The 23,530-nt window shown below is 50.1% G+C and carries 21 protein-coding genes; 12 read left to right on the forward strand and 9 right to left on the reverse strand.

What is annotated here, in order from left to right; all coding sequences use genetic code 11:
- Window positions 1-699, forward strand: a 699-nt coding sequence (locus IPH59_17315) for a phage Gp37/Gp68 family protein (GenBank protein MBK7093447.1), incomplete at its 5' end; no start/stop codon positions are given.
- A 91-nt stretch (window positions 700-790) separates the two neighbouring features.
- Here IPH59_17315 and IPH59_17320 read toward each other — a convergent pair.
- The gene (locus IPH59_17320) at window positions 791-2,458 is read right to left on the reverse strand and encodes a T9SS type A sorting domain-containing protein (protein ID MBK7093448.1); all 1,668 of its coding nucleotides are present in this window, start codon (window positions 2,456-2,458) and stop codon (window positions 791-793) included.
- Window positions 2,459-2,704: 246 nt separating this feature from the next.
- Here IPH59_17320 and IPH59_17325 point away from each other — a divergent pair, with 246 nt between their 5' ends.
- The 3 genes from IPH59_17325 to IPH59_17335 all read left to right on the forward strand — a co-directional run bounded on the left by IPH59_17325 (window position 2,705) and on the right by IPH59_17335 (window position 7,274).
- Window positions 2,705-4,897 carry a CotH kinase family protein gene (locus IPH59_17325; protein ID MBK7093449.1) on the forward strand — a complete coding sequence of 731 codons (2,193 nt, stop codon included), beginning with the start codon at window positions 2,705-2,707 and terminating at the stop codon, window positions 4,895-4,897.
- Between the two features lie 197 nt (window positions 4,898-5,094).
- Window positions 5,095-6,783: a glutamine--tRNA ligase/YqeY domain fusion protein gene (locus IPH59_17330; protein ID MBK7093450.1), complete on the forward strand. Its 1,689-nt coding sequence runs from the start codon at window positions 5,095-5,097 to the stop codon at window positions 6,781-6,783.
- Between the two features lie 65 nt (window positions 6,784-6,848).
- Entirely contained in the window at window positions 6,849-7,274 is a 426-nt protein-coding gene (locus tag IPH59_17335) for a hypothetical protein (protein MBK7093451.1), read from the forward strand.
- Window positions 7,275-7,310: 36 nt separating this feature from the next.
- Here the strand turns inward: IPH59_17335 and pepF are convergent, their stop codons facing one another.
- The 8 genes from pepF to IPH59_17375 all read right to left on the reverse strand — a co-directional run bounded on the left by pepF (window position 7,311) and on the right by IPH59_17375 (window position 16,448).
- Window positions 7,311-9,191: an oligoendopeptidase F gene (pepF, locus tag IPH59_17340; GenBank protein MBK7093452.1), complete on the reverse strand. Its 1,881-nt coding sequence runs from the start codon at window positions 9,189-9,191 to the stop codon at window positions 7,311-7,313.
- Window positions 9,192-9,333: 142 nt separating this feature from the next.
- Window positions 9,334-10,257 (reverse strand): protein translocase subunit SecF, encoded by a 924-nt coding sequence (gene secF / locus IPH59_17345; GenBank protein MBK7093453.1) that lies wholly within the window; start codon window positions 10,255-10,257, stop codon window positions 9,334-9,336.
- A gap of 15 nt (window positions 10,258-10,272) precedes the next feature.
- Window positions 10,273-11,913, reverse strand: coding sequence for a protein translocase subunit SecD (gene secD / locus IPH59_17350; protein ID MBK7093454.1), 1,641 nt, complete (start codon window positions 11,911-11,913; stop codon window positions 10,273-10,275).
- A gap of 177 nt (window positions 11,914-12,090) precedes the next feature.
- Complete coding sequence (locus tag IPH59_17355; GenBank protein ID MBK7093455.1) at window positions 12,091-12,594, reverse strand: peptide deformylase; 504 nt, start codon at window positions 12,592-12,594, stop codon at window positions 12,091-12,093.
- A 5-nt stretch (window positions 12,595-12,599) separates the two neighbouring features.
- Window positions 12,600-13,736 (reverse strand): sorbosone dehydrogenase family protein, encoded by a 1,137-nt coding sequence (locus IPH59_17360; GenBank protein MBK7093456.1) that lies wholly within the window; start codon window positions 13,734-13,736, stop codon window positions 12,600-12,602.
- A gap of 39 nt (window positions 13,737-13,775) precedes the next feature.
- Window positions 13,776-14,534, reverse strand: a complete 759-nt coding sequence (locus tag IPH59_17365; GenBank protein MBK7093457.1) for an inositol-phosphate phosphatase — start codon at window positions 14,532-14,534, stop codon at window positions 13,776-13,778.
- Window positions 14,527-15,819 carry an NAD(P)/FAD-dependent oxidoreductase gene (locus tag IPH59_17370; protein ID MBK7093458.1) on the reverse strand — a complete coding sequence of 431 codons (1,293 nt, stop codon included), beginning with the start codon at window positions 15,817-15,819 and terminating at the stop codon, window positions 14,527-14,529. Before IPH59_17370 ends, IPH59_17365 begins: the two co-directional genes overlap by 8 nt.
- 194 nt (window positions 15,820-16,013) lie before the next feature.
- Window positions 16,014-16,448, reverse strand: coding sequence for an Rrf2 family transcriptional regulator (locus tag IPH59_17375; GenBank protein ID MBK7093459.1), 435 nt, complete (start codon window positions 16,446-16,448; stop codon window positions 16,014-16,016).
- Window positions 16,449-16,802: 354 nt separating this feature from the next.
- Between IPH59_17375 and IPH59_17380 the strand changes: the two genes are divergently transcribed.
- The 8 genes from IPH59_17380 to pal all read left to right on the forward strand — a co-directional run bounded on the left by IPH59_17380 (window position 16,803) and on the right by pal (window position 23,500).
- Window positions 16,803-17,192: a response regulator gene (locus tag IPH59_17380; protein ID MBK7093460.1), complete on the forward strand. Its 390-nt coding sequence runs from the start codon at window positions 16,803-16,805 to the stop codon at window positions 17,190-17,192.
- A 377-nt stretch (window positions 17,193-17,569) separates the two neighbouring features.
- Window positions 17,570-17,941 (forward strand): ankyrin repeat domain-containing protein, encoded by a 372-nt coding sequence (locus tag IPH59_17385; protein MBK7093461.1) that lies wholly within the window; start codon window positions 17,570-17,572, stop codon window positions 17,939-17,941.
- A 64-nt stretch (window positions 17,942-18,005) separates the two neighbouring features.
- Window positions 18,006-19,388, forward strand: a complete 1,383-nt coding sequence (locus IPH59_17390; protein MBK7093462.1) for an ATP-binding cassette domain-containing protein — start codon at window positions 18,006-18,008, stop codon at window positions 19,386-19,388.
- Between the two features lie 182 nt (window positions 19,389-19,570).
- Window positions 19,571-20,284, forward strand: a complete 714-nt coding sequence (locus IPH59_17395; protein ID MBK7093463.1) for a MotA/TolQ/ExbB proton channel family protein — start codon at window positions 19,571-19,573, stop codon at window positions 20,282-20,284.
- Window positions 20,284-20,721: a biopolymer transporter ExbD gene (locus tag IPH59_17400; GenBank protein ID MBK7093464.1), complete on the forward strand. Its 438-nt coding sequence runs from the start codon at window positions 20,284-20,286 to the stop codon at window positions 20,719-20,721. The genes IPH59_17395 and IPH59_17400 overlap by 1 nt, the downstream gene beginning before the upstream one ends.
- Before the next feature lie 23 nt (window positions 20,722-20,744).
- Complete coding sequence (locus tag IPH59_17405) at window positions 20,745-21,488, forward strand: TonB C-terminal domain-containing protein (GenBank protein MBK7093465.1); 744 nt, start codon at window positions 20,745-20,747, stop codon at window positions 21,486-21,488.
- A gap of 18 nt (window positions 21,489-21,506) precedes the next feature.
- Entirely contained in the window at window positions 21,507-22,832 is a 1,326-nt protein-coding gene (gene tolB / locus IPH59_17410; protein ID MBK7093466.1) for a Tol-Pal system beta propeller repeat protein TolB, read from the forward strand.
- A 158-nt stretch (window positions 22,833-22,990) separates the two neighbouring features.
- Complete coding sequence (pal, locus tag IPH59_17415; protein ID MBK7093467.1) at window positions 22,991-23,500, forward strand: peptidoglycan-associated lipoprotein Pal; 510 nt, start codon at window positions 22,991-22,993, stop codon at window positions 23,498-23,500.
- Window positions 23,501-23,530 lie beyond the last annotated feature (30 nt).

Genomic DNA, 23,530 nt, shown 5'->3' on the forward strand with positions numbered 1-23,530 from the left:
GAATCGACCTGGAACCCGCTGACTGGGTGTACCAAGGTCTCTGACGGATGCAAGCACTGCTATGCCGAACGCATGGCGCGGCGGCTACATGCCATGGGCGTCGACAACTACCGCAATGGCTTCAAGCTGACCATGCATCCGCATGTGCTCAAAAAGCCGCTTGAGTGGAAGACGCCGCAGTTGATATTTGTCAATTCGATGAGCGATTTGTTTCACTGGGAAGTGCCGGTCAGTTTCATTCAACAGGTGTTCCAGACCATGCGCGATGCGCACTGGCACAAGTTTCAGATTCTCACCAAGCGCGCCAAACGACTGCCGAAGATCGATGCGCAACTTCAGTGGGCTCCGAATATCTGGATGGGCGTCAGTGTCGAAAACGACAAGGTGACGCAACGCATTGATTATCTTCGACAATCGAGTGCAATGGTAAAATTTCTATCGCTGGAGCCGCTGTTGGGACCGCTGCCGAATCTTGATTTGAGCGGAATCGATTGGGTAATTGTCGGCGGCGAGTCGGGACCGGGTGCAAGACCGATGGAAGAATCATGGGTACTTGAAATTCGCGACCAGTGCGAAGCGGCCGGTGTGAAGTTCTTCTTCAAGCAATGGGGCGGCACAAACAAGAAGAAGGCTGGACGAATTCTCGATGGGCGCACCTACGACGCTATGCCGGCGACGCCGGGCGAGGAAGCGGCGTAAAGCAAAAGGTTCCTACGCTCACCGCGACCAGTCTTTAAGGTCGCATATTGCGACCTTAAAGCAATTGTGATTCAGACCTAGAAACTGACCGTTACTTCAGCAACGTCATCTTGCGCGTGTCGGTGTAATCGGCAGCCTGCATGCGATAGAAATAGACTCCCGAGGCGACCTTGCGGCCCGAGTCATCGGCACCGTCCCATTCGGTAGCGTAACTTCCAGCAGGCAATTCCTGGTCAACCAATGTTTTGACTTTCTGACCGAGCGAATTGAAGATGTCTACTGAAACCCGGGATGCCACAATGATTCTGAATTCGATGTTTGTTGTCGGATTGAACGGGTTAGGGTAATTCTGTGACAACTGGAACGACCACGGATGAGGTACGTCGTCGATTTCACGCACAGCAGTAATTGTAGGGAATGTCATTTTACCCAGCCAACCGTCGGTTACACCGGCGGCGATGGTCATTGTAGTCGGACCGAATGTAATTGTTGTACTGAACTGCCCGCCTGAGTAAGCCGATGTTCCGGCAGCATTGGTCGCCATACACATGACTCCGCAACTGGTGGCAAAAGTATCACTGCGTTTCGCCCAGCGCCGAACTCCGTCGGAACTAAGGCGAATCAATAACACATCGCCGCCGCCGGCGATAGTGATCGTTGTATCGGCAAATGTCACGCCGATTCCGTAACTTGCGGAGATCAGAACATCATCGTTTGCAAGCACCCTTACACCATAGGCTAAGGCACTTGACCCATTTGTGCCGCTACTGCCCTTTACCCACTGCAAGGCACCCTCACTATCGTATTTTGCGGCGAACATCCCAAGAATCGCATTTCCGACGGAGATCGAGTCTGTACCGAACCCGGCTTTGCCGCGGTACTGGCCGACAAGGTAAACGTCGCCGTGAGGAGAGGTCGTTATTCCGTGGCCGATATCTTCCTGCCCCGGTGTTGAGACAGCACCAGCCTTGCGTGCCCACATCACAGTTCCGGTCGGGTCATACTTGACGATGAATATGTCGGGATCGTTAGTGCTCGAAGATGTGAGGACATCTGTGCCATAAGTAATGGTGCCCTTGAACTGACCGGTAAGGTAAATGCAGCCCCAGATGTCGACAGTGACATCGCGATAGTCGACGCTGTAACTGACACTGGTCGGGATCGTCCTTGTCCAAACTGTATCGCCGTCCATTTCAAACTTGGTGAACGACCTTCCGATCGCGACGTAGATGTGGTCGAAACCATAAGCAATTCCGCCGGGACCAGCGAACACACCCGGAACGACCTTCGCCCATTGGACATCGCCATCGCTATTGTACTTGGCGAGACCGACGGTAGCACTCCCGAAAGGAAACTGCTGTGTACCGAAATCCCAATTGCCAAAGAAACTCCCGCAGACGTAGACATTTCCGGCTGGATCATTCGTTATGTCAATTGACTGGTCGAGAAAACCCGACGAGCCGAAACTTCTCACCCATGCCGCTGTTCCGGCGCTGTTGAATTTTGCGACATACATTTCTGCGCCACTGCCAAAGCCTTTGACCTTGGTACCGCCGATCAAGGCGCTGTCGCCGTAGTCGCCGATTACATAGATGTTTTCATTCTGATCTACAGTGACTCCGCGAACCTTGTTCGTTCCAAAGCCACCAGTTGAGAATGTCGCGATTTGTGCAGCCCAATTCCAAGTTTGCGAATAGGCGGCAGTTGAGGTCAGCAGCACTCCGAGAAGAAGCAGCCGCCAAACATTGACTAATTTCATGCATTTACTCCTGTTGTTGAACTAAGATACTGCAGCGGTGGAAATTGGCAAGCGGAAACTGCTAATCGCTCTTGCGGGTCCCGACCTCGATTGGCACCCAAGTCACAATTCGTCCGACTTTGAGCGGCGAGCTGAGGCGAGAATTTCGTTGCGACATTGGCGAAAATGGCGTACAATTTGTTGTCTGATACCGTAGTCTCGAGGTATCGGCGTTGGGTCTTCCACCAGTATAACCGCGAGGAAATTGTGAACTTGAAACACGTCATTGTCCTATTTCTGTGGGCATTTGCCTCTATTCCGGCATTTGGCCAAGGATTCTATGACGTAAACAGTGTTCGCACTATCGAACTCATTTTCCCGCAATCAAACTGGGACGAAATCCTTGATAGCCTCTATGAAGCGGGCGACGAAGAGCGATTGATTGGAACGGCGATCATTGATGGCGTGGTTTTCGACAGCGTTGGAATCAGATATAAGGGGCAAAGCACTTACAGCACTAATCGCGTCAAAAGCCCATTCAACATCAAGCTCGACCACATCAGGGACAATCAAGAAATAGACGGGTATGGCACGCTCAAATTGTCCAATGCCTGGTTTGATCCGAGTTTTGTTCGCGAAGTCCTCGGATATGAGATTGCTCGCAAGTACATGCCGGCTTCGCTTTCGAATTATGCCAATGTATATGTCAACGGAACATTGCTGGGGCTGTATGTCAACGTCCAGGACGTTGACAAGCTATTCATGCGGACACATTTTCACAGCGACGGCAATGCCCGTTTCAAGGGAGAAATCAGCGGTCCGTCGCAGGTTTATGTCGTTTGGGGTTACCTTGGACAGGATTCGGCGGCATATCAGATTCAATATGAGCTAGACTCGGACGCCGGATGGAAGAACCTCATCGATTTCCTCGACACGCTGAACAATTTCCCGGATGATGTGGAAGCAGTACTCGACATCGACCGGCACTTGTGGATGCTGGCGTTTGACAATCTGTTGGTGAATCTTGATTCGCCGATCAACTTCGGGCACAATTTCTATCTTTATCAGGATGATTCGCACCGCTTCAATCCTATCATTTGGGATTTGAATATGTGCTTCGGCAGCTATCGAAAGGTCTATGGAACCTCGGGATTGAACCTGACGCAAATGCAGGAACTGTCGCCATTTTTCAACGAGACAAATCCGAATTATCCGATTATCAGCAAGATATTCACGAATCCGACTTACAAGAAAATGTACATCGCGCACATGAAAACAATGCTGGAGGAGAATTTCCTTAACGGGTGGTATCAGACGCGAGCTTTGGAACTTCAGGAGATCATCGATGCAGATGTAGCGGCAGATCCCAACCCCTATACCAGCTATGGAGCGTTTTTGAGCAATATCAATGGCACTGTCGGTATGATACCGGGCATTGTGCAATTGATGTCGGCGCGCGCCGCCTACCTGAGCGATTTGTCACCGATTGATCGCCCTGCACCAATCATCTCAACAATTACGCACTCTCCACAGGTTGTGGAAGCGAATCAGAATCTGACGATTGTCGCAAGTGTTACAAATGCGACAGTTGTAAGGCTCGCTTATCGGGACAATCGAATCGAGCCATTCACAAGAATCTCGATGGTTGACGATGGTTTGCATAGCGACGGCGCGGCAAATGACGGCGTTTATGGGGCAACGCTGTTGGCTGGATCGACGGACATTCATTACTACATATATGCTGAAAATGTCAACGCTGCCAAATTCGAACCGCAGCGGGCAGAGTATGAAGATTCTGTCATCACCGTAATCTCGAGCAGCTCTTCCGACATTGTGATAAACGAATTCTTGGCAAGCAACTCGACCGGGATCCTCGATCCGGCTGGTGAGTACGAAGACTGGATCGAGCTGTACAATCCAACATCGTCGGCGATCTCGCTCACCGGGCATCATCTCTCTGATAACATTGCCAATCCGGGAAAATGGGCTTTTCCTGATACCTCAATTTCGCCGCAGGGCTACATCATCGTGTGGGCCGATGAAGACGGGGGCCAGCCGGGACTGCATGCAAGTTTCAAGCTGTCCGCCGGAGGTGAAGCCGTGGTATTGACCTCACCCGAGTTCGTTATGATTGACTCTGTCACATTTGGTGCGCAGACTACGGATGTTAGCATGGGCCGCTGCCCTGGCGGCAGCGAAAGCTGGACGTTCATGACACCGACGGCGGGTACGGGTAACAATTGCCCGACTGCAGAGTGCGGTGATCTGGATGGCAGCGGCGCAATTACGATTGTTGACGTAGTATTCTTCATCAACTATATGTTCTCCAACGGTCCGGAGCCGGAACCGTTGGCAGTAGCGGACGTTGATTGCAGCGGCAGTGCCAACATCTCAGATGTGGTTTTTCTGGTCAACTTCGTATTTGGCGGCGGCAACCCTCCCTGCTCTGAGTGTCAATAGGCAGTATATACTGTCCATTCCAAGACGACTTCTTCACATTCAAGCAGAGAAATCGCTTAGCTTAAAGGCTGTTTTTTTGTATTCTTGCCGATAACATCGAATGCAACTACCACGCTTTGATAAAGCAAGTTGGTTGCTCTTATTGAAAAATCTCCTCGATTGAGGAGCAACGTTAGTCTATGAGAGGTTGAACATACATGGCGAACGAAGAGACTACTCGCCCGTCAAATTTCATCAAGCAGATTGTTGATGAAGATCTTAGGACCGGCAAATTCGAAGGTCGGGTGCATACCCGTTTCCCCCCGGAACCTAACGGATACCTGCACATCGGGCATGCGAAGTCAATTTGCCTGAATTTCGGTTTGGCAGCAGAATATGGCGGCAAAACGAATCTGAGAATGGATGATACCAATCCTGAAAAAGAAGAAGACGAGTATGTCAAGGCCATCATTGATGATATCAAATGGCTCGGCTTCGATTGGCAGGATCGTCTGTTCTATGCTTCAGACTACTATGAGCAACTCTTCGATTGGGCGATTAAGCTAATCAAGAAGGGCAAAGCGTTTGTTTGCGATTTGACCGGCGACCAGATACGCGAGTATCGCGGCACGTTAACTTCGCCGGGCAAGGAAAGTCCATTTAGGAACCGCTCGGTTGAAGAGAACTTGGATTTGTTCGAGCGGATGCGCAAAGGGGAATTTCCCGACGGCAGCAAAACGCTACGCGCTAAAATTGACATGACATCCGGTAATATAAATATGCGCGACCCTGTCCTTTACAGAATTCTTCGCAGTACACATCACCGCACTGGCGACAAGTGGTGCATCTACCCAATGTACGATTACGCGCATGGACAGTCGGATTCGATGGAGCAGATCACGCACTCGATCTGTACCCTTGAGTTCGAAGACCATCGTCCGCTGTACAATTGGTTCCTCGACGAACTGGAGATTTATCATCCGCAGCAAATCGAATTTGCCCGGCTGAATCTCACTTTTACAGTAATGAGCAAACGCAAATTGCTGCAGTTGGTCAAGGAAGGTTTGGTCGGAGGCTGGGACGACCCGCGAATGCCTACGATCTGCGGCATGCGCCGCCTTGGGTACACGCCCGAAGCGATTCGAGAATTCTGCGATCGAATCGGTGTCGCCAAAGCCGCGAGCACGGTGGACATTGCGTTGCTCGAACACTGCGTGCGCGAGCACTTAAACAGAATCACTCATCGAGTCATGGCGGTATTGCGCCCACTCAAGGTCGTAATCACCAATTATCCTGAAGGGCAAGTCGAACAGCTTGAGGCAATCAACAACCCTGAGGATGAATCGGCCGGGACAAGGCTGATTCCATTTTCACGTGAGATCTATATCGAACAGGATGATTTCCGCGAAGATCCGCCGAAGAAGTATTTCCGTCTTTCACCGGGCGCTGAAGTACGGCTGAAGAATGCCTATATCATAAAGTGCGACGAGGTCATCAAAGATTCAACCGGCAATGTTATCGAGTTGCATTGCAGCTATGATCCGGAGACTAAGAGTGGTTCTGCCGGAGAAAGCCGCAAGGTGAAGGGTACACTTCATTGGGTGTCGGCACAACATGCGATTCCCGCCGAAGTGCGTTTGTATGACCGGTTGTTCCGCAGCGAGAATCCCGACAATGTACCGGAAGGTCAGGATTGGAAATCGAATCTGAATCCTGAATCGCTTCAGGTGCTGAATAATGCTTTGGTTGAACCGGCGTTGGCTGGCAGTGAACCGGGAACACGTTATCAATTTATGCGCACGGGTTATTTCTGCACTGACAAGGATAGCGCTTCCAAACGATTGGTTTTCAATCGGACGGTCGGTCTTCGCGATACCTGGGCAAAGATTGAACAAAAGGAAGGATAGCCGCGAGGCTCTTTCGAAAACATCGGAGCTTGCACAACGTCCAATAATAATGGACGTTTGCAGCTATGACTTCTCAAGCAAGCATCTTTGACTGGTATTTTCTCCCGAAGAAATTTGAAGTTAGCGGCGTGCTCTACCGCGCGTTGGGGGTTGGTGTTTTCGGACAAGTAATCCGCGCTACCGCCGGCCGCTTTGTACTTGCGTTAAGACCACGCAAGGAACTCTACACTTACTTTGTCGCAAATCCTCGCTTGATCGAATCAATCAAAAGAACCGAGCGCTGGTCGCGATTCAACGAGATCGTCCATCTGCTGTTCTTGATATTTTGCGTTGCGATGACTGTTGTTTTCGTGCGACGTGGTCAAAGCAGCGGAGGCGTGTTTATGACGTTTTTCGGTTTGTTGAATTTGTACCTGACTCTGCTACAAAGATACAATCGCACGAGATTATATCGGATGATTACCCTTAATCAGAAACGAAGTAACCGCTAGATCTAGACCGGGCAAGACTCCCCTGCCCGATTCGTGCTACTTGACCAGCAAAGCTTCCAGTTCATCAACCAAACGTCCGAATAACCGCGCTGTTGCCTCGATGGCGTCGGACTTTGTCAAGTCGACACCGGCCTCCTGCAAGGTCTCAATCGGATACTTGGATTCGCCGGACTGTAAGAATTTCAGATATGCGACACGCTGCTGTTCGTCGCCCTTGAGCAGGCGTTCAGCGATCATTGTCGCTGCCGAGTAACTTGTCGCATATTGGTAGACATAGAATGCACGGTAGAAATGCGGAATGCGCAGACAACTTATATCGGAGTACTCTTCGAGAATCATTTCCGGTCCCCAGAATTTCTGGTATATCTTCCGGAAAGTTTGACGAAGTACATCCGCGGAAAGCGGTTTGCCTTCTTCGACATCCTTGTGAATCTCATACTCAAATTGCGAGTACATCACTTGCGTGAAGAATGTCCCGACAATTTGCTGTATGTAGTAGCTTAACAAGTACGCCTTCTGCTCTTTTGTCTCGACGCGGTCGAGCATGTAGTGCATCAGTAGTTCTTCGTTGGTCGTGGAAGCTACTTCAGCGGTAAATATCGAGTGGCCGGAATAAATATACGGCTGGAACTTCTTCGAATAATGCGAGTGCATCGCATGTCCCATCTCATGTGCGAGAGTAAACATGTTGTCGAGCGTATCGTTGTAGTTCATCAACACATACGGATGCGTCGCGTAGGTGCTCCAAGAATAGGCGCCGCTGCCTTTGCCTTCCGATTCGTATACGTCAACCCAACCGGATTCGAAGGCGGTCTTGAGGTCCGCGAGATAGTCCTTGCCCAGGGGCCAAAGTCCCTCGAGGATTCGTCGAACCGCATCGTCGTAGGAAATCTTGATCTTTGCATCGGGAACCAGCGGGACATACATGTCATAGGGTCTGAGTTCGTCAACCCCGAGTACTTTCTTGCGCAACGCCGCATAACGGTGCAATACACCGACATGCGCGTCGACGGTTGTTACCAGATTGCGGTAAGTCTCTTCGGGAATATTGTCTGCATCAAGAGCTGATTCGAGGCAAGTATTGTACTGGCGCGTCTTGGCGTAGAAGAGATCCTTGTAAACCGACGTGGAGAGTGTTGCTCCAAGCGTGTTGACGAAGCCCTTGTATGCACTGACAAAGACTTCCATCGATTCTTTGCGAACGCGGCGATCCTTGGACTCAAGGAGGTCGTAGTAACGCTGTTTTGTCATGGCGACCTTCTCGCCTTTTTCGTCGGTGACATCGCCAAACTTGATGTCGGCATCATCAATCATCCGGAAAATTTGCGACGGCCCGCGGCTGACATTTCCAACCAGCGCCAGAATACGCTCTTCTTCCGGCGAAAGTATATGGTCCTTCATCCGGCGCATTTCATCGAGATGGTGATCATAAAGGCGTAGTTGAGGGCACTCAGATTTCATCTGCTCCAACCTGTCGTCATCTATTGCCATGATCTCGGGCGTAATGAACGAACCGGCCTCGGCGAAGACTGTTGAAAGCGCCGCTATCTCGTCAGTCATTGCTTGATACTGACTATTGCGATTGTCTTCATCGAGTTTCAGATGTGCATAAATGTAGAGCTTATAGAACAAGATTGATGCGGTATCGCGATGGTCGAAGCACTCAAACAGAACCTGACCAGACGAAGCGAGCCGATTCTGAAATGTGGCGACTTTGGGCAACATATCCTTGACCTTAACCAGATCGCCGCGCCACTCATCGGCTGACGTATAGATATGCTCCAGCTGCCACTTGTATTTCTCAGCAATTTCGCCTCGCTGACGAACGCCACCGGACTTTGCTGGTGCGGCAACTTCCATAGCGAGCGCTAACCCAGCTCTGAAAATATCATTGATGTCCGACTTCAGATGATGCATCGCGTTTCCTTTCCTGACCAAAACAATCTAACTGGTCCCAATTTAGGAAAACAGCGGCGCTGTGCCAAGTGTTTCCTGATCGCAACAAAAAGGGCGTCCTGAAGAGGACACCCTTATCGAATCAAAAAGTATAGCCGACTGGTTATTTGAATCGCTTTGGTGAGCGAAGTTCCCACTCAGCTACAAGTGTCGAAGCGACGAAAATCGATGAGTAAGTACCAATCAACAATCCAAATGCCAGCGCGAGGGCAAAGTCGCGAACAACCGGCCCACAGACGAAGAGAATCACCAAAATACAGATGATGGCGTTCAACTGCGTCACCAAGGTGCGTGAAAGCACCTGATTAATCGACAGGTTGATTGCATCGACGAAGTCGCCCTTCTTGCGAAACATCTTAAGGTTCTCGCGAATTCGGTCAAAGACCACGACCTTGTCCTGCAAGGAGTAACCAATCAGCGTAAGAAGTGCCGAAAGAACCAGCAGTGAGATTTCGCGCTGTAAGATGAACATTATCCCAAGGACCGCCAACACGTCATGGAACGTCGATATGATTGCCGCCACCGAAAAGCGGAAGTCGAAGCGAATCATGATGTAGATCAAGATGCCGATCAGGGCTATGATCATTGCAACACCGGCTTGGCGCTGAAGCTCTTTGCCAATCGTCGGCCCGACTTCTTGAACCGAGTCGAGTGTGAAACGGTTTGTCGGAAATTCACGCTCAAAAACTGAGATGATCTTGTGTGCTTCAGTTTCTTCGCCACTACCGCTTGTCGCGATGCCGACGCGCACCAGGAACATATTCTGAACTGAGCCAAAGACCTGCTGAATGCTGGCGTCCTGATAACCGTCCTTTGCGAGTGCGGAACGCACGTCACCGACCGAGACGGGTTGGTCGAAGTTGCCGCGAATCATCGTTCCACCGGAGAAGTCGATCGACAGATCGGCTTGCCCTAAGAAAATGATTGCCAAAGAGACAATTCCGAGAATCACCAGAATACCGGAAAGCACGTAGGCGTACTTGCGTTTTCCGATGAAATCTATCTTAGTCTGACCAATTAACTGCATTTCTCAAATCTCCAACTATATGCTTAGTTTAGCTGCGCCCTTGCGCAGGTTGAATGCGAGTTTACCGATGACGAGAGCGGTATAGAGTGATACCATAATACCGACACCCAATGTGACCGCAAATCCTTTGACCGTTCCACTACCGAAGTAATAGAGTACGCCGGCAGCGATCAGGTTCGTGATATTGCTGTCAATAATCGGAACTGAAGCCCGCGAGTAACCCGCATCGATAGCAGCTTTGACCGTTTTTCCGGCACGAACTTCGTCGCGGATACGCTCGAAAATCAGCACGGAAGAATCTACGGCCAAACCCATCGTCAAGATGATTCCAGCGATGCCGGGAAGCGTCAAAGTCGCTCCCAGACCGGCCATCACAGCCATCAGGAAGAACACGTTAGTAATCAAGACCAGATTAGCAATGATGCCGGAGGTCCGATAGTAGATAAGCATAAACACAACAATCAGCACCAAGGCGACACTGAGGCCGAGCTTGCCGGCTTCAATGGAGTCTTTTCCAAGCGTCGGACCAATGACATTGTTCTCTACGATTTTAACCGGCGCCGGAAGTGCACCAGCGCGAAGAATCGTGGCAAGGTCCTTTGCATCAAAGAATGTCGCCGTACCGCCGAGCGTGATTTGACCTTTGTCGCGAATCTTGGAACGAATATTCGGAGCCGATTCGACCTTGCCGTCGAGCAAGATTGCCAGCGGCTTGCCGATATTTGGACCGGTTACGCGACCAAACATTTCGCCGCCTTCACGATCAAACACGAAGTCGACGACCGGTTTGTGGAATTGATCATAGTTGGGATTGGCGTCGGTCAAATGAGTACCGCTCATTTCGACCTTCTTCTTCAGGAGATAAAGCGGGCGAATTCTTTGGCCATTGACCAGTTCGCTGCGAGTACTCCAGGCAAATTCGACATCGGGAGGAATCACCGCCTTAATAGACGGATTTTCGAGAATTCGGTCAACCGTGTTGAAATCGCTTTCAGCGACGGCGTAGAACGGTCCTGCATAACTGATGTATTGCGACAAACCAGTGGCGTCGGAGTCGTCAATATCGGCAAAAGCATTCGCGGAGTCGGCCGTTTTGGTGGTATCACCGAAGGGATCTACGAATGGATTGGCTGATGTATCGGCAGGTGTTGTGGAGGATTCTCCGCCTTCGATCTTTGCCGCTATTGGATCGAGACGCTTCACCAGCATTTCGCTGTTTTCAGGGCTTTCAACGATCTTAAACTCGAGTAAAGCCGTCTTTCCGATCAGGTTACGGGCGCGTTCCGGATCTTGAAGAGCCGGCAGCTCAACCACGATACGATTGTCGCCTTGGGCCTGAATAACCGGTTCAGCAACGCCAAACTCGTCGACGCGGTTGCGAATGATCTCAAGAGCGCGTTCGCGAGCATCTTTGCCGGCATTTTCGTCTAGTTGTGATTTATCAACTTCCAGCACGACACGCATGCCGCCTTGAAGGTCGAGTCCCAGTTTCAGCGCTTTCTTTTGGAGTGCGGCAAATCCATCCGGATCGCTCGTTCTCATTGTTTCCCGCGCAGAATCACTCATCGTGAAATACTGGTAGGTGGGCCAGAGATAAAAGATAGCAGCTGCGATTAGAAGAATCGTCAATACTACCTTCCAGGTATCGCCTTTCATATTAAGGAATATCCTCCGTCGTTAATACAGATGAACCCAAACGAGGTCTTAGACAATTAGTCGCGTAATATACGAACAAGGAGTTGAGAGTCAACAGGTATTTGCCCTATCGGCTGAGTGGAATCTGCACAGCCTTCGAACCGATCGACATCGCGCAAGTTGTTTGCTTTTGGAGAGTTATTGGAGGCGTTTCTGGAGTTGACCGCGCAGAGCGAATGAAGCGCCATCGATTGCCCGAGAGACGGCAAGTATGCCATTAAGATGGTCTATTTCGTGCTGTAAGAGCTCGGAAAGGTCATCATTGATGTCTTCTTGCCGCTCTGTCCAATTGCGGTCGCGGTATGTCACTCGACAGCTACGGTGGCGACGAACTCTCACAAACAGATCAGGAAACGACATACAATCGTCCCAAAGCTCGAAAGTCTCCGAACTCAGTTGATCAAGAACTGGATTGAAAAATACTCTTGGTTCGGAGATGTGCATATATACGAGTCGTTTCATGACTCCGATTTGCGGCGCAGCTATGGCGCGACCGGCATTATAGCGACGGCGAAAATCAAACAACGTGTCGTGAAGATCCTGGATGGCCGGACCCAACGATTCGAGTTCGTCGCGGTGAACCTCATCACACGATTGGAGCAAAAGCGGATTGCCAAGCAAGAGTATTTCGCGGACAGCCATTTGGATTACTTGGAATAGGTGATCCGGTAAATCTTATCGCCGTGATCATCGGATATCAACAACGAACCATCGGCAAGTTGTTCGATATCCACCGGGCGACCGGTTGGACCGGAAGACGTCAGCCACCCTTCGGCAAAGACTTCGTAGCCGACCGATTTGTTGCCTTCAAGCCGAACTGTCATGACTCGGTAACCGATCGGCTTGCTGCGATTCCATGAACCGTGTTCGGCAATGAAAATTCGATTCTTGTATTCGGAGGGAAACATTGACCCTGTGTAGAAGCGCATTCCCAAAGACGCAACATGAGGTCCCAATCGCTGGACAGGCGGGATATACATCAAGCAGTTCTTGCCCTCTCCCTCTTCGGGATCCAGAATCGTGCCGGCGTGGCAGTACGGGAAGCCAAAGTGCATTCCTTGTTGCGGGGCATGATTTAGCTCATCTGGTGGAATGTCGTCGCCGAGCATATCCCGGCCATTGTCCGTGAACCAGAGTTCCTTGGTCAGCGGATGCCAATCGAAACCAACGGTGTTGCGGATGCCGCGCGCGAATACCTCAAGGCCGCTGCCATCGATGTTCATGCGCATAATGGTAGCGTAGCGCTGGTCCTCGCGTTCGCACACGTTGCAAGGAGCACCGACCGGGATGTAGAGTTTTCCGTCCGGACCGAAGCGAATGAATTTCCAACCGTGCCAGGTATCGGAAGGAAATGCGCTTGTGACAACTACCGGCTCTGGAGGATTGGCGAGATTCGATTCAATATTATCAAAGCGCAAGACACGGTTAACCTCTGCGACATAGAGCGAGCCATTGCGAAACGCCACTCCGTTTGGCATAAACAGCCCTGAGGCAATTGTGAATTTTTCGTCGGCGCGAAAGTCGCGGTTGGTATCGCGGAGAGCATAGACTTTGTCTTCTCGTGTCGAGACAAAGAGAATTCCTTCGCTTCCCTGTGCAAACGAACGCGCACCTTCCACTCCATCGGCATAGATGCTAATCTTGAATCCGGGCGGGAGCTTAATACTTGCGAGGTCGCCTGTCGGGCTGTTCGTGTTTTGTGAACAAGCCAGTGAAGTTGTGAGCAAAGAAACTAAGATAAGAGCGACTAAGCTCCTGCGAAACTCATGAGTAGATATTGTCATACCTTTCATTATACGTTTCACGAACTCGATTTGTCGCGATCAAGGTTTGAGGTAGTCGAGTATTTGATAGTGAATCTCTCCATTGCTTGCAAGGAGATTGGTGCTGTCAATTCCGATTTGGTCTCCTGAGAAGTCGGTGCATTTGCCACCTGCCGCTTCAATTATCGCAACCAGGGCGGCTATGTCCCAAATGTGGATCATGGATTGCACAACTGCTTCAAGCCGGCCGGTGGCAACCAAATGGAACGGATAGCAATCACCAAAGGCACGGACGCGATCGATTGAACTAAAGAGATTGAACAAGTTTGCCTGTGGAATGTACTCCGGCCAGCGATTGAGGCCCGCAAAGGAAATGGCCGATTGAGCCAGCTCTGAGATATCACTCACTCGAACAGACTTGCCGTTTAAGAATGCCTCTCCATTCGCAGCATAAAGCAACTCGCCTATTGCCGGCATACTTGAAACGCCGACAATCAACTTGTCCTTGTGCATCAGGGCGATCTGAGTCCCGAACAGCGGGATGTTTCGGATGAAGTTCTTGGTACCGTCAATTGGGTCGATTATCCAGACATAGTCGCTTGAATTCGACGACTTGCCAGTTTCTTCGCCAAGAAACCCATGATCGGGAAAGTCGGCTTTGATTGTCGCGATAATCACCCGTTCGGTTTCACGGTCGGCAACAGTGACCGGTGATTGATCAGGCTTGATTTCAACGGCGACATCGTTGCGGAAGTACTTCATTGAAATCTCGTCTGCACAGCTAGCAGCAAGGAGTGCAGTCTTGAGAAATTCACTCATCTTCGTTCTCCGTTCCGCAGCTTGCACCATCGTTCTTTGTGTATTCCTGCATTATCCCTATGCTCTTCCCTGCTAACCAACCGGTGCTCCAAGCTGATTGAAAATTGTAGCCACCGGTGATTCCGTCAATATCGAGCACTTCGCCGGCGAAATAGAGCCCGGGGCAAAGTCGGCTTTCCATGGTCCGAAAATCAACTTCCTTCAATTTCACACCACCTGCCGTAACAAACTCCTCTTTGAACTCGCCCTTGCCTGTAACTTTGAAGACGGCGCGCGTCAGCTCGTCAGCTATCTGCTGCATTTGCTCGCGGGTGATATGCGACCAGCTCGCGTCGTCATCAATACCGGCTCGCCGCGCTGTGCGCTCCCAGTAGCGCTTGACTATCGGCAGGAAGTTATGGCCGATGACCGTGCGCTTGGGAAATTCAGTACGGTAATCCCGCATCCGTTGAAGGACTTCCTCGGTATTGATGCTACCGAGAAAGTTGACGGTTAGCTCTGCCTGGTAACGGCTGGAAAAGAGCAGTCTTGCTCCCCACGCTGAAAGTTTGAGAACCGCCGGCCCACTCAGACCCCAATGGGTAATCAAAAGCGGGCCGCTCCATTTGAGTTTCTTGTTCTCTGGAAATGAAAGTTCAAGATGTGCGTTTTCGAAACTCAACCCGCCAAATTCGCGCAGGCGATCATCTTTAATATTGAACGTAAACAACGATGGAACCGGCGAAATGATGGTGTGTCCAAGCGACTGAGCGATTTTGTAACCGGACGGACTTGAACCAGTAGCGATCAGCACACGTTCGAATTCGTGCGTCTCGCCATCTTTGATTGCGACCAAGAATCCGGAATCACCACGCGGACTCACCGAATCGACCCGGGCATGCAACCACAGATTAACACCTACCTCGGTGGCAGCATTCTGAAGGCATTCGATTATAGTGGCTGAGCTGTCTGTCACCGGAAACATCCGGCCATCCGGCTCGGCCTTCAATTTGACACCTCGATTGGCGAACCAATTGACGGTGTCACGAGTAGCGAACTTGTGAAACGGCCCGATTAGTTCTTTGTTGCCGCGCGGATAGCCCTTGAGAAGCTGTTCGATCTCGAAGTTGTTATTGGTAACATTGCAGCGACCGCCTCCGGATATTCCAACTTTGTAAAGCGGTTGACGACTCGATTCTATCAAGACGACACGAGCACGGCGAAAACTTTCCGCGGCTGTAATCGCCGCGAAATAGCCGGCGGCGCCTGCACCAATGATGGCAATATTGGGGAAAGAGTCTTTCAATTCATCACTCACTACTTGGTTGCTCCCGGAGTTATTGGCAATATCGCGATTGCCCTATTTGATGCAGTGGCACCAAGGCGAAGATCGCGGTACTTGTTGCGTACACGCATTATATCTCGAAGAGGGAACTAATTGCAAAAAAGAATTAAGAAGGACGTTACGTACTCTACGGAATCGTAGTAAGGTGAACGAGTCTACTTGTTGCTGAGCTGCAGTTTTGCCGTAACGATTTTGGAGATATCGAGAATCGTCAGACTTTGAGCCTGCTCCACGACCCGCTCTTTGAACTTCATCCAGCTTTCGTGAAAAGCACAAGGCGCTGCGGAAGTACAAGAGTGCAGTCCCATGACACATTCGTCCTCAAGGGCAGCAAGACTATCAGTAGCTGCCATGATTCGGTAGAGAGTGACAGAACCCGGATCAACTGCCAATGCAAAGCCGCCATTGGGGCCCTTGGTGGAAGAAACAAAACGCTTTCGGACTAACTGGCTCAGAACCTTTGCCAAGAATGGCTCAGGAATATCCAAGGTTTGCGCCAGCGTTCTGGCTTTGATTGATTCACTCGGCGCAAGCGTTGCCAAGTAGCCAAGCGCTTCGATGGCATATGCCGTTGACTGTTGATATAGCACGGTAATCCTCTTGCTTTAGCTATGAGCGAATTCGAACACGCACCACATATCTCCAATTGTATTTGTGACTCACTAGTCGCAATCTAATCGTATTGACAATGCTGTCAACTCTTAACTGGGATTTTATGGCTCTACTTTCTATTGATTCCCTCTTGACCACTGCAACAGACTAATCTGTTATTTACCATTGGTTTATCACCAACAATTCCGTTATAGAGGCAGCGCATTAGCAAATAAGATGAAATTCATTCGTTTTTTATCGTTGACAGGATAAAGTTAGTCCTATATATTGACGATAATTGAATCGGAAACTCTTAATCACGAAATGGCCGTAAGAAGCCAAAGGAGAAGTCGATGTTAGCTGCAAGCAGAAACCGTAAAGGCGAGTTGGTCTCGATTGTGTCCGAACAATTGGGTGCCTCTGAAAAGGGACGAGTTCTCGTTGTCGAGGCCAATCCCTGCGATTTGACACATGCCAGAATTGCGATGGTAGGGCAAGGATTCACCTGTATTGACACTGCCCTGTCGCTGAGACAAGCATACGACTGCACGAAACACACGGAGTACCAGGTTGTTTTGGTCGATTCTTCGCTTCCGGATGGTGATGGATTCGAGTTACTCGAGTGGTTGGACGATAAGTGCGAAGTCATCATGCTCTCGGGACACAGCGCGCAGGATCGCAATGTCGGCACTGTTGCCGTATATCAGATGACGTCGCAAGCTGGGAAGTTAATGGCAGTTTAGCACGCTGAATGCTCGTATGAGCATCACAAAGGGGGAGCTTTCGCGCAAATCAAAATGTATCCGAGTTTGACAATTCTTGACAATATCAAGATTTTGTCGACCAAACAGCTCCAATTTCCGTAAGTCGTAACTAATCTACCTCCTTGGTACCCCCAAGGCTTGCGAGTGACAATGCAACGAAGGAGCAGTTTGTGAACCACTTTTCCAAATGGTTAGACAGCGCAACCAATCGACGAGTGTTCTTGGGAACGGCAGCTACAGGTTTTGCGGCAGTACTGGCGCCGAAACTTGTATTCGGGCAAACGATGAATCAAGATACAGCCGCTGTGGTAACGAAGAAACCAGGCAAAGACAAGGGACCACAAGTCGAGGCCAGTTTGGTCAAGGAGTTTGTGCGTGTATCACACTCCGACTTTGACGCGGTTCAGCGAATGCTCAAGGAGACGCCGCAACTTCTGCACGTAAGTTGGGATTGGGGCGGTGGAGACTTTGAGGCCGGAATTGAAGCTGCTTCGCATGTAGGAGATCGAGATATTGCACTTTTCCTCATGGAGCAAGGGGCTCGAGCGAATTTGTTTACGGCAGCGATGCTTGGGCACATTGACATCGTTAAAGGATTCCTCACCAGCTATCCATACATGATAAACAGCGGCGGAGCGCACGGGTTAGGTCTGATTCACCACGCCAAGAAAGGCGGAGCAGAAGCAGCACAAGTCCTTGCATATCTGGAATCACTGGGAAATCCGTAGATGAGGGCTTGACCGGCAAATCTGAATAGTCGATACTTGCTGTCACCTGCGGGTGCTGTTAAGTATGATTCAATTTAAAGATGTTAGTTTCGGATACGGAGCCAGTGCTTTTGCGCTCCGTGATATCAACCTCACTATCTCAACCGGCGAACGAGTGTGCCTGCTTGGCCGCAACGGCTCGGGCAAATCAACGATACTCAAACTTGCTGCCGGAATAGTGACGCCGCATACAGGCGACGTCAAAATTGCTGGTGTGTCCACTAAGGACAACAAGCAGTTTCGCAATCTCAGGGGGCAAATCGGTTTCATTTTTCAGAATCCCGATGACCAAATCTTGACCGCTTCAGTTCAATCGGAACTGGCGTTTACTCTCGAAAATCTCAATGTAGATCGAGACGAGATCGCGAGAAGAATTAAAGAATTTGCCAAGCGTTTCCATTTAGATAATCTTCTGACTCGTCACCCAACCCAGCTATCAGCGGGTGAAAAGCAAAGACTGGTGTTGGCTGCGACGCTGATTTCGACTCCGTCAGTACTGATTCTCGACGAACCAACAAGCTATCTCGATAGCGACGGTCAGAAACTTGTCAATGAGGCAGTTTTCGGCTCAAGAGATTGGAGCATTATGTCAGCAACTCAGAATTTTGCCGAAGTGGAACTGTACGACCGCGTTGTATTCGTTGAAGGCGGCGAAGTCATTTTCGACGGTACAGTGAGTGAGTTCCGCTCCACAACGACCTTTGCCGATATCTCACGAATTGAATCTTCAAGCAGCCCGAGACAGCACTCTCACAACAAGAGCGCTCCTGCCGTTGAATTGTGCAATGTTAGTTTCAAGTATCCAAATTCTAATAAGGTGACGCAAAATCGCAATTTGTCTGTTCATGCGCGAACAATAACAGTCATTATGGGGTCATCGGGTTGCGGCAAAACTACAATTGGTCTGCTGATCGCTGGCCTGCTCGAACCTCAAGGCGGCGAGATTCTACTTGATGGAGTCCCCTGCTCTGCACAAGAGCGTCTGATGCGAGTCGGAATGATTTTCCAGATCCCTGAATTTGCGTTTTTCGCCGAGACGGTATTTGAAGAAATCGCTTTCGGACTCCGGAATCAAGGTCTTGCAGAAGACACCATTCGAGACAAGGTCAGAGTTGCGTTGGAATTGGTCGGACTTGGTCCAGATGAGTTCCTCGACCGCAACCCGTTTACACTGTCCGCCGGGGAGCAGCGATTAGTCGCGATTGCATCGATTGTGGTTCTCGACCGACAAATTCTCATCTTTGATGAATCCACTGCCGGTCTGGATTGGTACGGCAGGGTGCGAGTGCAAGAGTTGATCATGCGACTGCTTGAAGCGGGCAAAAGCATTATTGTGATTACACATGACAAGGAATTCGCGGAGAAGATTTCGAGTACATTCGTCATCATCGCGAACGGCAGCGAATGAGGGGCTGATAAGATTTCGACCGCAGGACTCAACTAAAGCGTATCGTGTTGGCGCACAACGCCATAAAAGGGTTGCCGTAAACTGACAAGTTTCTACATTGTTGAGGGAAATAACCGACCTGTTGGTCTGTATACTACGTAGCCATCAGGCGGGGTGCATTAACTTTGTTAACGGAGTGGGAATTGCCAATCACGAAAGTTCTTCTGATACAAGGCGGACTATGGGAACTGCTTTCTCATATGTCATTTTTTGGCTGGTTGATATTGGGCGTATTGCTGGTAATGAGTTTGATGACCTGGGGGATCATTCTCAACAAGTGGAAAGTTTACAAAGCAGCACACGCCGACGGCGCGCGGTTTCATCATACTTTCCGGCGCAGAACCAGCGTCAAGGAAGCGCACGCCAAGTGTCTTCTATACAAGTCGTCGCCGATGACGCGTGTTTTTGAAGAAGGCTACCGCGAATGGGAGTCGTTGATTGCTGCCAAGAACGGCAGCGAGCGCAAGCCCGGAGAAGTGGTCAAGCTTGAGCCGGATGAAATGGAAGCTATCGACCGAATCCTCGAAAAGGAGTCCAACGAGCAAATCAAGATACTCGAGAAGAACGTCGCATTCCTTGCAACGGCAGCGAATTCGGCGCCATTTATCGGTCTGCTTGGGACATGCTACGGAATCATGAACTCCTTTATGAATATCGGCCAACAAGGGTCGGCATCATTGGTAGTAGTCGCGCCCGGTATCGCTGAAGCGTTGATCGCGACGATTGTCGGTTTGGCAGTCGCAATTCCAGCAGTTATGGCCTACAACTGGGCGAGTACGAAGTTGAAATTCTTTGCTGACGACTTGAACAACTTCTCGCTGGAATTCCTTGCTGCATTGACCAAGGAGCAGATTTAGTGGCTCACAAACGCCGGGAGCGCTCTTACACCAAGATGCACGACATCAACGTTGCAAATCTTGTGGACGTCGTGCTGGTGATCTTGATCGTCTTTATGATCAGCGCGCCTTTGATGCAGTCGGGGATTAATGTCGACTTGCCGCAGACAAAGGTTGCTGACGCTACCCTCTCTGAAGGCGTAGTTGTTACGATCGATGAACGCGGCGTATACTACATAGATGATCGTGTTGTCGAACCGGCGCAGTTTGAAGAACGGATCAAGGAAGCGTACGCGAGCGCCGAAGAAAAGGCAGTCTTTCTGCGCGCCGACAAGTCGATCACACATGGTAATGTCATTTTGGTGATGGGTTTCATCAAAGCGGCAGGAATCGCTGAGGTTGGACTGGTCACGAAATTGCCAGAAGGCGACCTCAAACCAAAACCAGCTAAGAAGTAAGTCGGGAGTAATAGCAGGGTTTCATGCTGAAGAAGGATCTGATCATATCGCTAGTCGCACATTTGGTGCTGATAGCTGCGATTGCCGTCATCAATCCGATTTCTGCGATGTTTCGTCCAAAGGTGGAGATCATCATAGTCAAGACCTATGAGGAAATGGGCGGTGGAGCCAAGCGTGCCGACCCGGAACCGGCAAATATTGCGCCGCCTAAATCCGGCAAGACACCGGATGAAGTCGACGACACGCCAAAGATAAAGCCACCGGAGAAGAAAGCTGCGCCGGTCGAAAAATCAAAAGAGAAGAAGAAAGATCCTGAGAAGAAGAAGAAGGAAGATATCCAAAAGCGGACTGAGGAAGAAGAGTCAGAATCGAAGACCGAAAGCAAGGACAACACTCCTAAGGTCAACAGTGACGGTGGTATTGAAGTAAATGAGAAGGTCGGCGGCACCGGAGCCGGAACCGGGACAGGTGCTGGCAGCGGGAATCTGCCCTACAATATCGGAATGGTATTGAAGGTCATTGAGCGCAATTGGCGCAATGTCGTAACCGATGTCAACCCGATTACATGCACAGTGTATTTTCAGATTGACCGATATGGATATGTCGTTGGCGAGCCAATTATCGAAAAATCATCAGGGATGACAGCATTTGATCAAGGCTGTGTCTTGGCAATAAAACGCGCTGGGCAATTCCCGGCATTTCCAGCGAGTTTCGACTATCAGTACATCGGACTGCATCTTGATTTTGAGTACGTACCGGGAATGTAATTGAAAGTGAGAATTCAATTGAGTAATCGCACATGGACGCGCAGTTTCGCCTATTTCACTACAACCGTAATTCTATTGGCAGTCGTTGGGTTTGCGAACGCACAGACTCTCGATCTGGCACAGAAAATCCGCACCGGTACTTGGAAACCATACAAAGTCGCAATTGGCGATTTCAAAGTCGTCGGACAACTCTCATTGGCAACCGATTCGCTCGCGAAGGCGATGCAGAGAATTGTCACAGACGATTTGGACTTCCACATCTTCTTCGACACAATCCCCAAGAGCCAATTCTATCTTGATGTTTGGGAGATAAAGGATATCACTCCGGATGTTTGGCAGAGAATGGGCGCCGATTTCTTGATCGAGGGTGACGTGGAGTTGGTTGGCGGTGACGTCAAGGTATTGTATCGCATCCATGAACTCAGTCCGCGAATCCAAGAGTTAACGTCGGAGAAGTTATCAACAACGGTTGCGAACCATCGTCGATTAGCGCATATGGTTTCTGACGCGGCGGTTGAGCACATTGCCGCCGAAAAAGGATTTTTCACGACAAGGATAGCCTATGTATCCGCCGAAACCGGACACAAAGAACTGTATCTCTGCGACTATGACGGCGCCAACCCGATTCAGATAACAGCCGATAAAACACTCAACCTTTCACCCGCCTGGGATCGCAAAGAAGAGAAACTGCTATTTACGACCTACCGAACCGGACGTATGGAAGTCTGGGAACGTGATATTCGCACCGGCAAGTCACAACCGATCTCGACCTATCCGGGGTCGAATAACGCAGCCGAGGTTTCGCCGGATAATAAGGAAATCGTCATTACGCTGTCAAAGGATGGCAACTCCGAGCTTTATGTGGTGGATCGCAAGGGCAAAGTTAAGCGTCGCCTAACCCAATTGCCGTCTATCGAGGTATCCGGCACCTGGTCGCCAACTGGACGGGAAATCGCATTTTCCTCGGACCGGGCCGGTCAACCGCAGATATTTGTCATGGATTCTGAAGGATTTGGGGTAACGAGACTTACCTACGATGGCAAGTACAACGACTCTCCAAGATTCTCGCCTAAGGGCGATGTTATGGTGTTCGTCTCGCGCGGGGATGACGGCAGATTCCGGGTCTGCACGATAGACGTGACAGGACAGAACTTCCAGAAGCTCGACCAAACTGGCTCTAATGAAAACCCTCATTGGTCACCGGACGGCTGGCATTTGGTCTACTGCAAATATCAAGGCAAAAAAAGTGACCTTTACATTATGGACAGGTTCAGCCAAAAGATTAAGAAGATCACAAGTGATGGTCAGTCATCGAATCCGGCCTGGCAGCCGTATATTCCATAGGCAAACGCGATTTCAGATTCCTGTTTAAGTTGACACAGGGATAAAAGTGTGTATATAATCAAACGGAGATTTTCTGCTTGAACGATTGCGGGAACGCGCATTCGTGGGTTAGTGTAAATATTGTGGACTTTTTATAATCTAAACATGGAGGAGACGTGATGAAAAAATATCTCGTTGTCTTGACTTTGCTTACGTTTGCGATTCTGGTTTCCGGCTGCGGCAAGAAGCCTGCAGTGGAATCAGAGATGGGTAACGACGGTACCGGATCCACAGGAAGCACGGACACCGGGAATCCGGGAAACACCGATCGCGGTGAAGAGGTGAATCCCGAAACCCCACTTGACTTCGTAACGATATATTTCGATTTCGACGAGTACAATCTTCGTGATGACGCCAGATCGGGATTGAAGAACAACTACGAAGTTATGAAAGAGAGAAACGACGCTCGCATCCAGATCGAAGGCCACTGCGATGAACGCGGCACGGTTGAATACAATCTTGCACTGGGCGAAAAGCGCGCACGTTCCGCGATGGACTATCTGGTCAGCCTCGGAATTTCGAGAGATCGCATTTCGATCATCAGCTACGGCAAGGAACGTCCGGCGGCGTTTGGTTCAAACGAAGACGCTTGGGCGAAGAATCGAAGAGCCGAGTTTGTAACAAAGTAACCAGCAATCAAGGGCGGTTTCGACCGCCCT

The sequence above is a fragment of the bacterium genome, assembly GCA_016708315.1.
GTDB lineage: Bacteria > Zixibacteria > MSB-5A5 > CAIYYT01 > CAIYYT01 > JADJGC01.

Excerpts from the sequence above, each read along its gene's own strand:
- IPH59_17320 (MBK7093448.1), bottom strand. The coding sequence starts at position 2,458 with ATGAAATTAGTCAATGTTTGGCGGCTGCTTCTTCTCGGAGTGCTGCTG.
- IPH59_17330 (MBK7093450.1), top strand. The coding sequence starts at position 5,095 with ATGGCGAACGAAGAGACTACTCGCCCGTCAAATTTCATCAAGCAGATT.
- IPH59_17335 (MBK7093451.1), top strand. The coding sequence starts at position 6,849 with ATGACTTCTCAAGCAAGCATCTTTGACTGGTATTTTCTCCCGAAGAAA.
- pepF (MBK7093452.1), bottom strand. The coding sequence starts at position 9,191 with ATGCATCATCTGAAGTCGGACATCAATGATATTTTCAGAGCTGGGTTA.
- secF (MBK7093453.1), bottom strand. The coding sequence starts at position 10,257 with ATGCAGTTAATTGGTCAGACTAAGATAGATTTCATCGGAAAACGCAAG.
- secD (MBK7093454.1), bottom strand. The coding sequence starts at position 11,913 with ATGAAAGGCGATACCTGGAAGGTAGTATTGACGATTCTTCTAATCGCA.
- IPH59_17355 (MBK7093455.1), bottom strand. The coding sequence starts at position 12,594 with ATGGCTGTCCGCGAAATACTCTTGCTTGGCAATCCGCTTTTGCTCCAA.
- IPH59_17360 (MBK7093456.1), bottom strand. The coding sequence starts at position 13,736 with ATGACAATATCTACTCATGAGTTTCGCAGGAGCTTAGTCGCTCTTATC.
- IPH59_17365 (MBK7093457.1), bottom strand. The coding sequence starts at position 14,534 with ATGAGTGAATTTCTCAAGACTGCACTCCTTGCTGCTAGCTGTGCAGAC.
- IPH59_17380 (MBK7093460.1), top strand. The coding sequence starts at position 16,803 with ATGTTAGCTGCAAGCAGAAACCGTAAAGGCGAGTTGGTCTCGATTGTG.
- IPH59_17390 (MBK7093462.1), top strand. The coding sequence starts at position 18,006 with ATGATTCAATTTAAAGATGTTAGTTTCGGATACGGAGCCAGTGCTTTT.
- IPH59_17405 (MBK7093465.1), top strand. The coding sequence starts at position 20,745 with ATGCTGAAGAAGGATCTGATCATATCGCTAGTCGCACATTTGGTGCTG.
- pal (MBK7093467.1), top strand. The coding sequence starts at position 22,991 with ATGAAAAAATATCTCGTTGTCTTGACTTTGCTTACGTTTGCGATTCTG.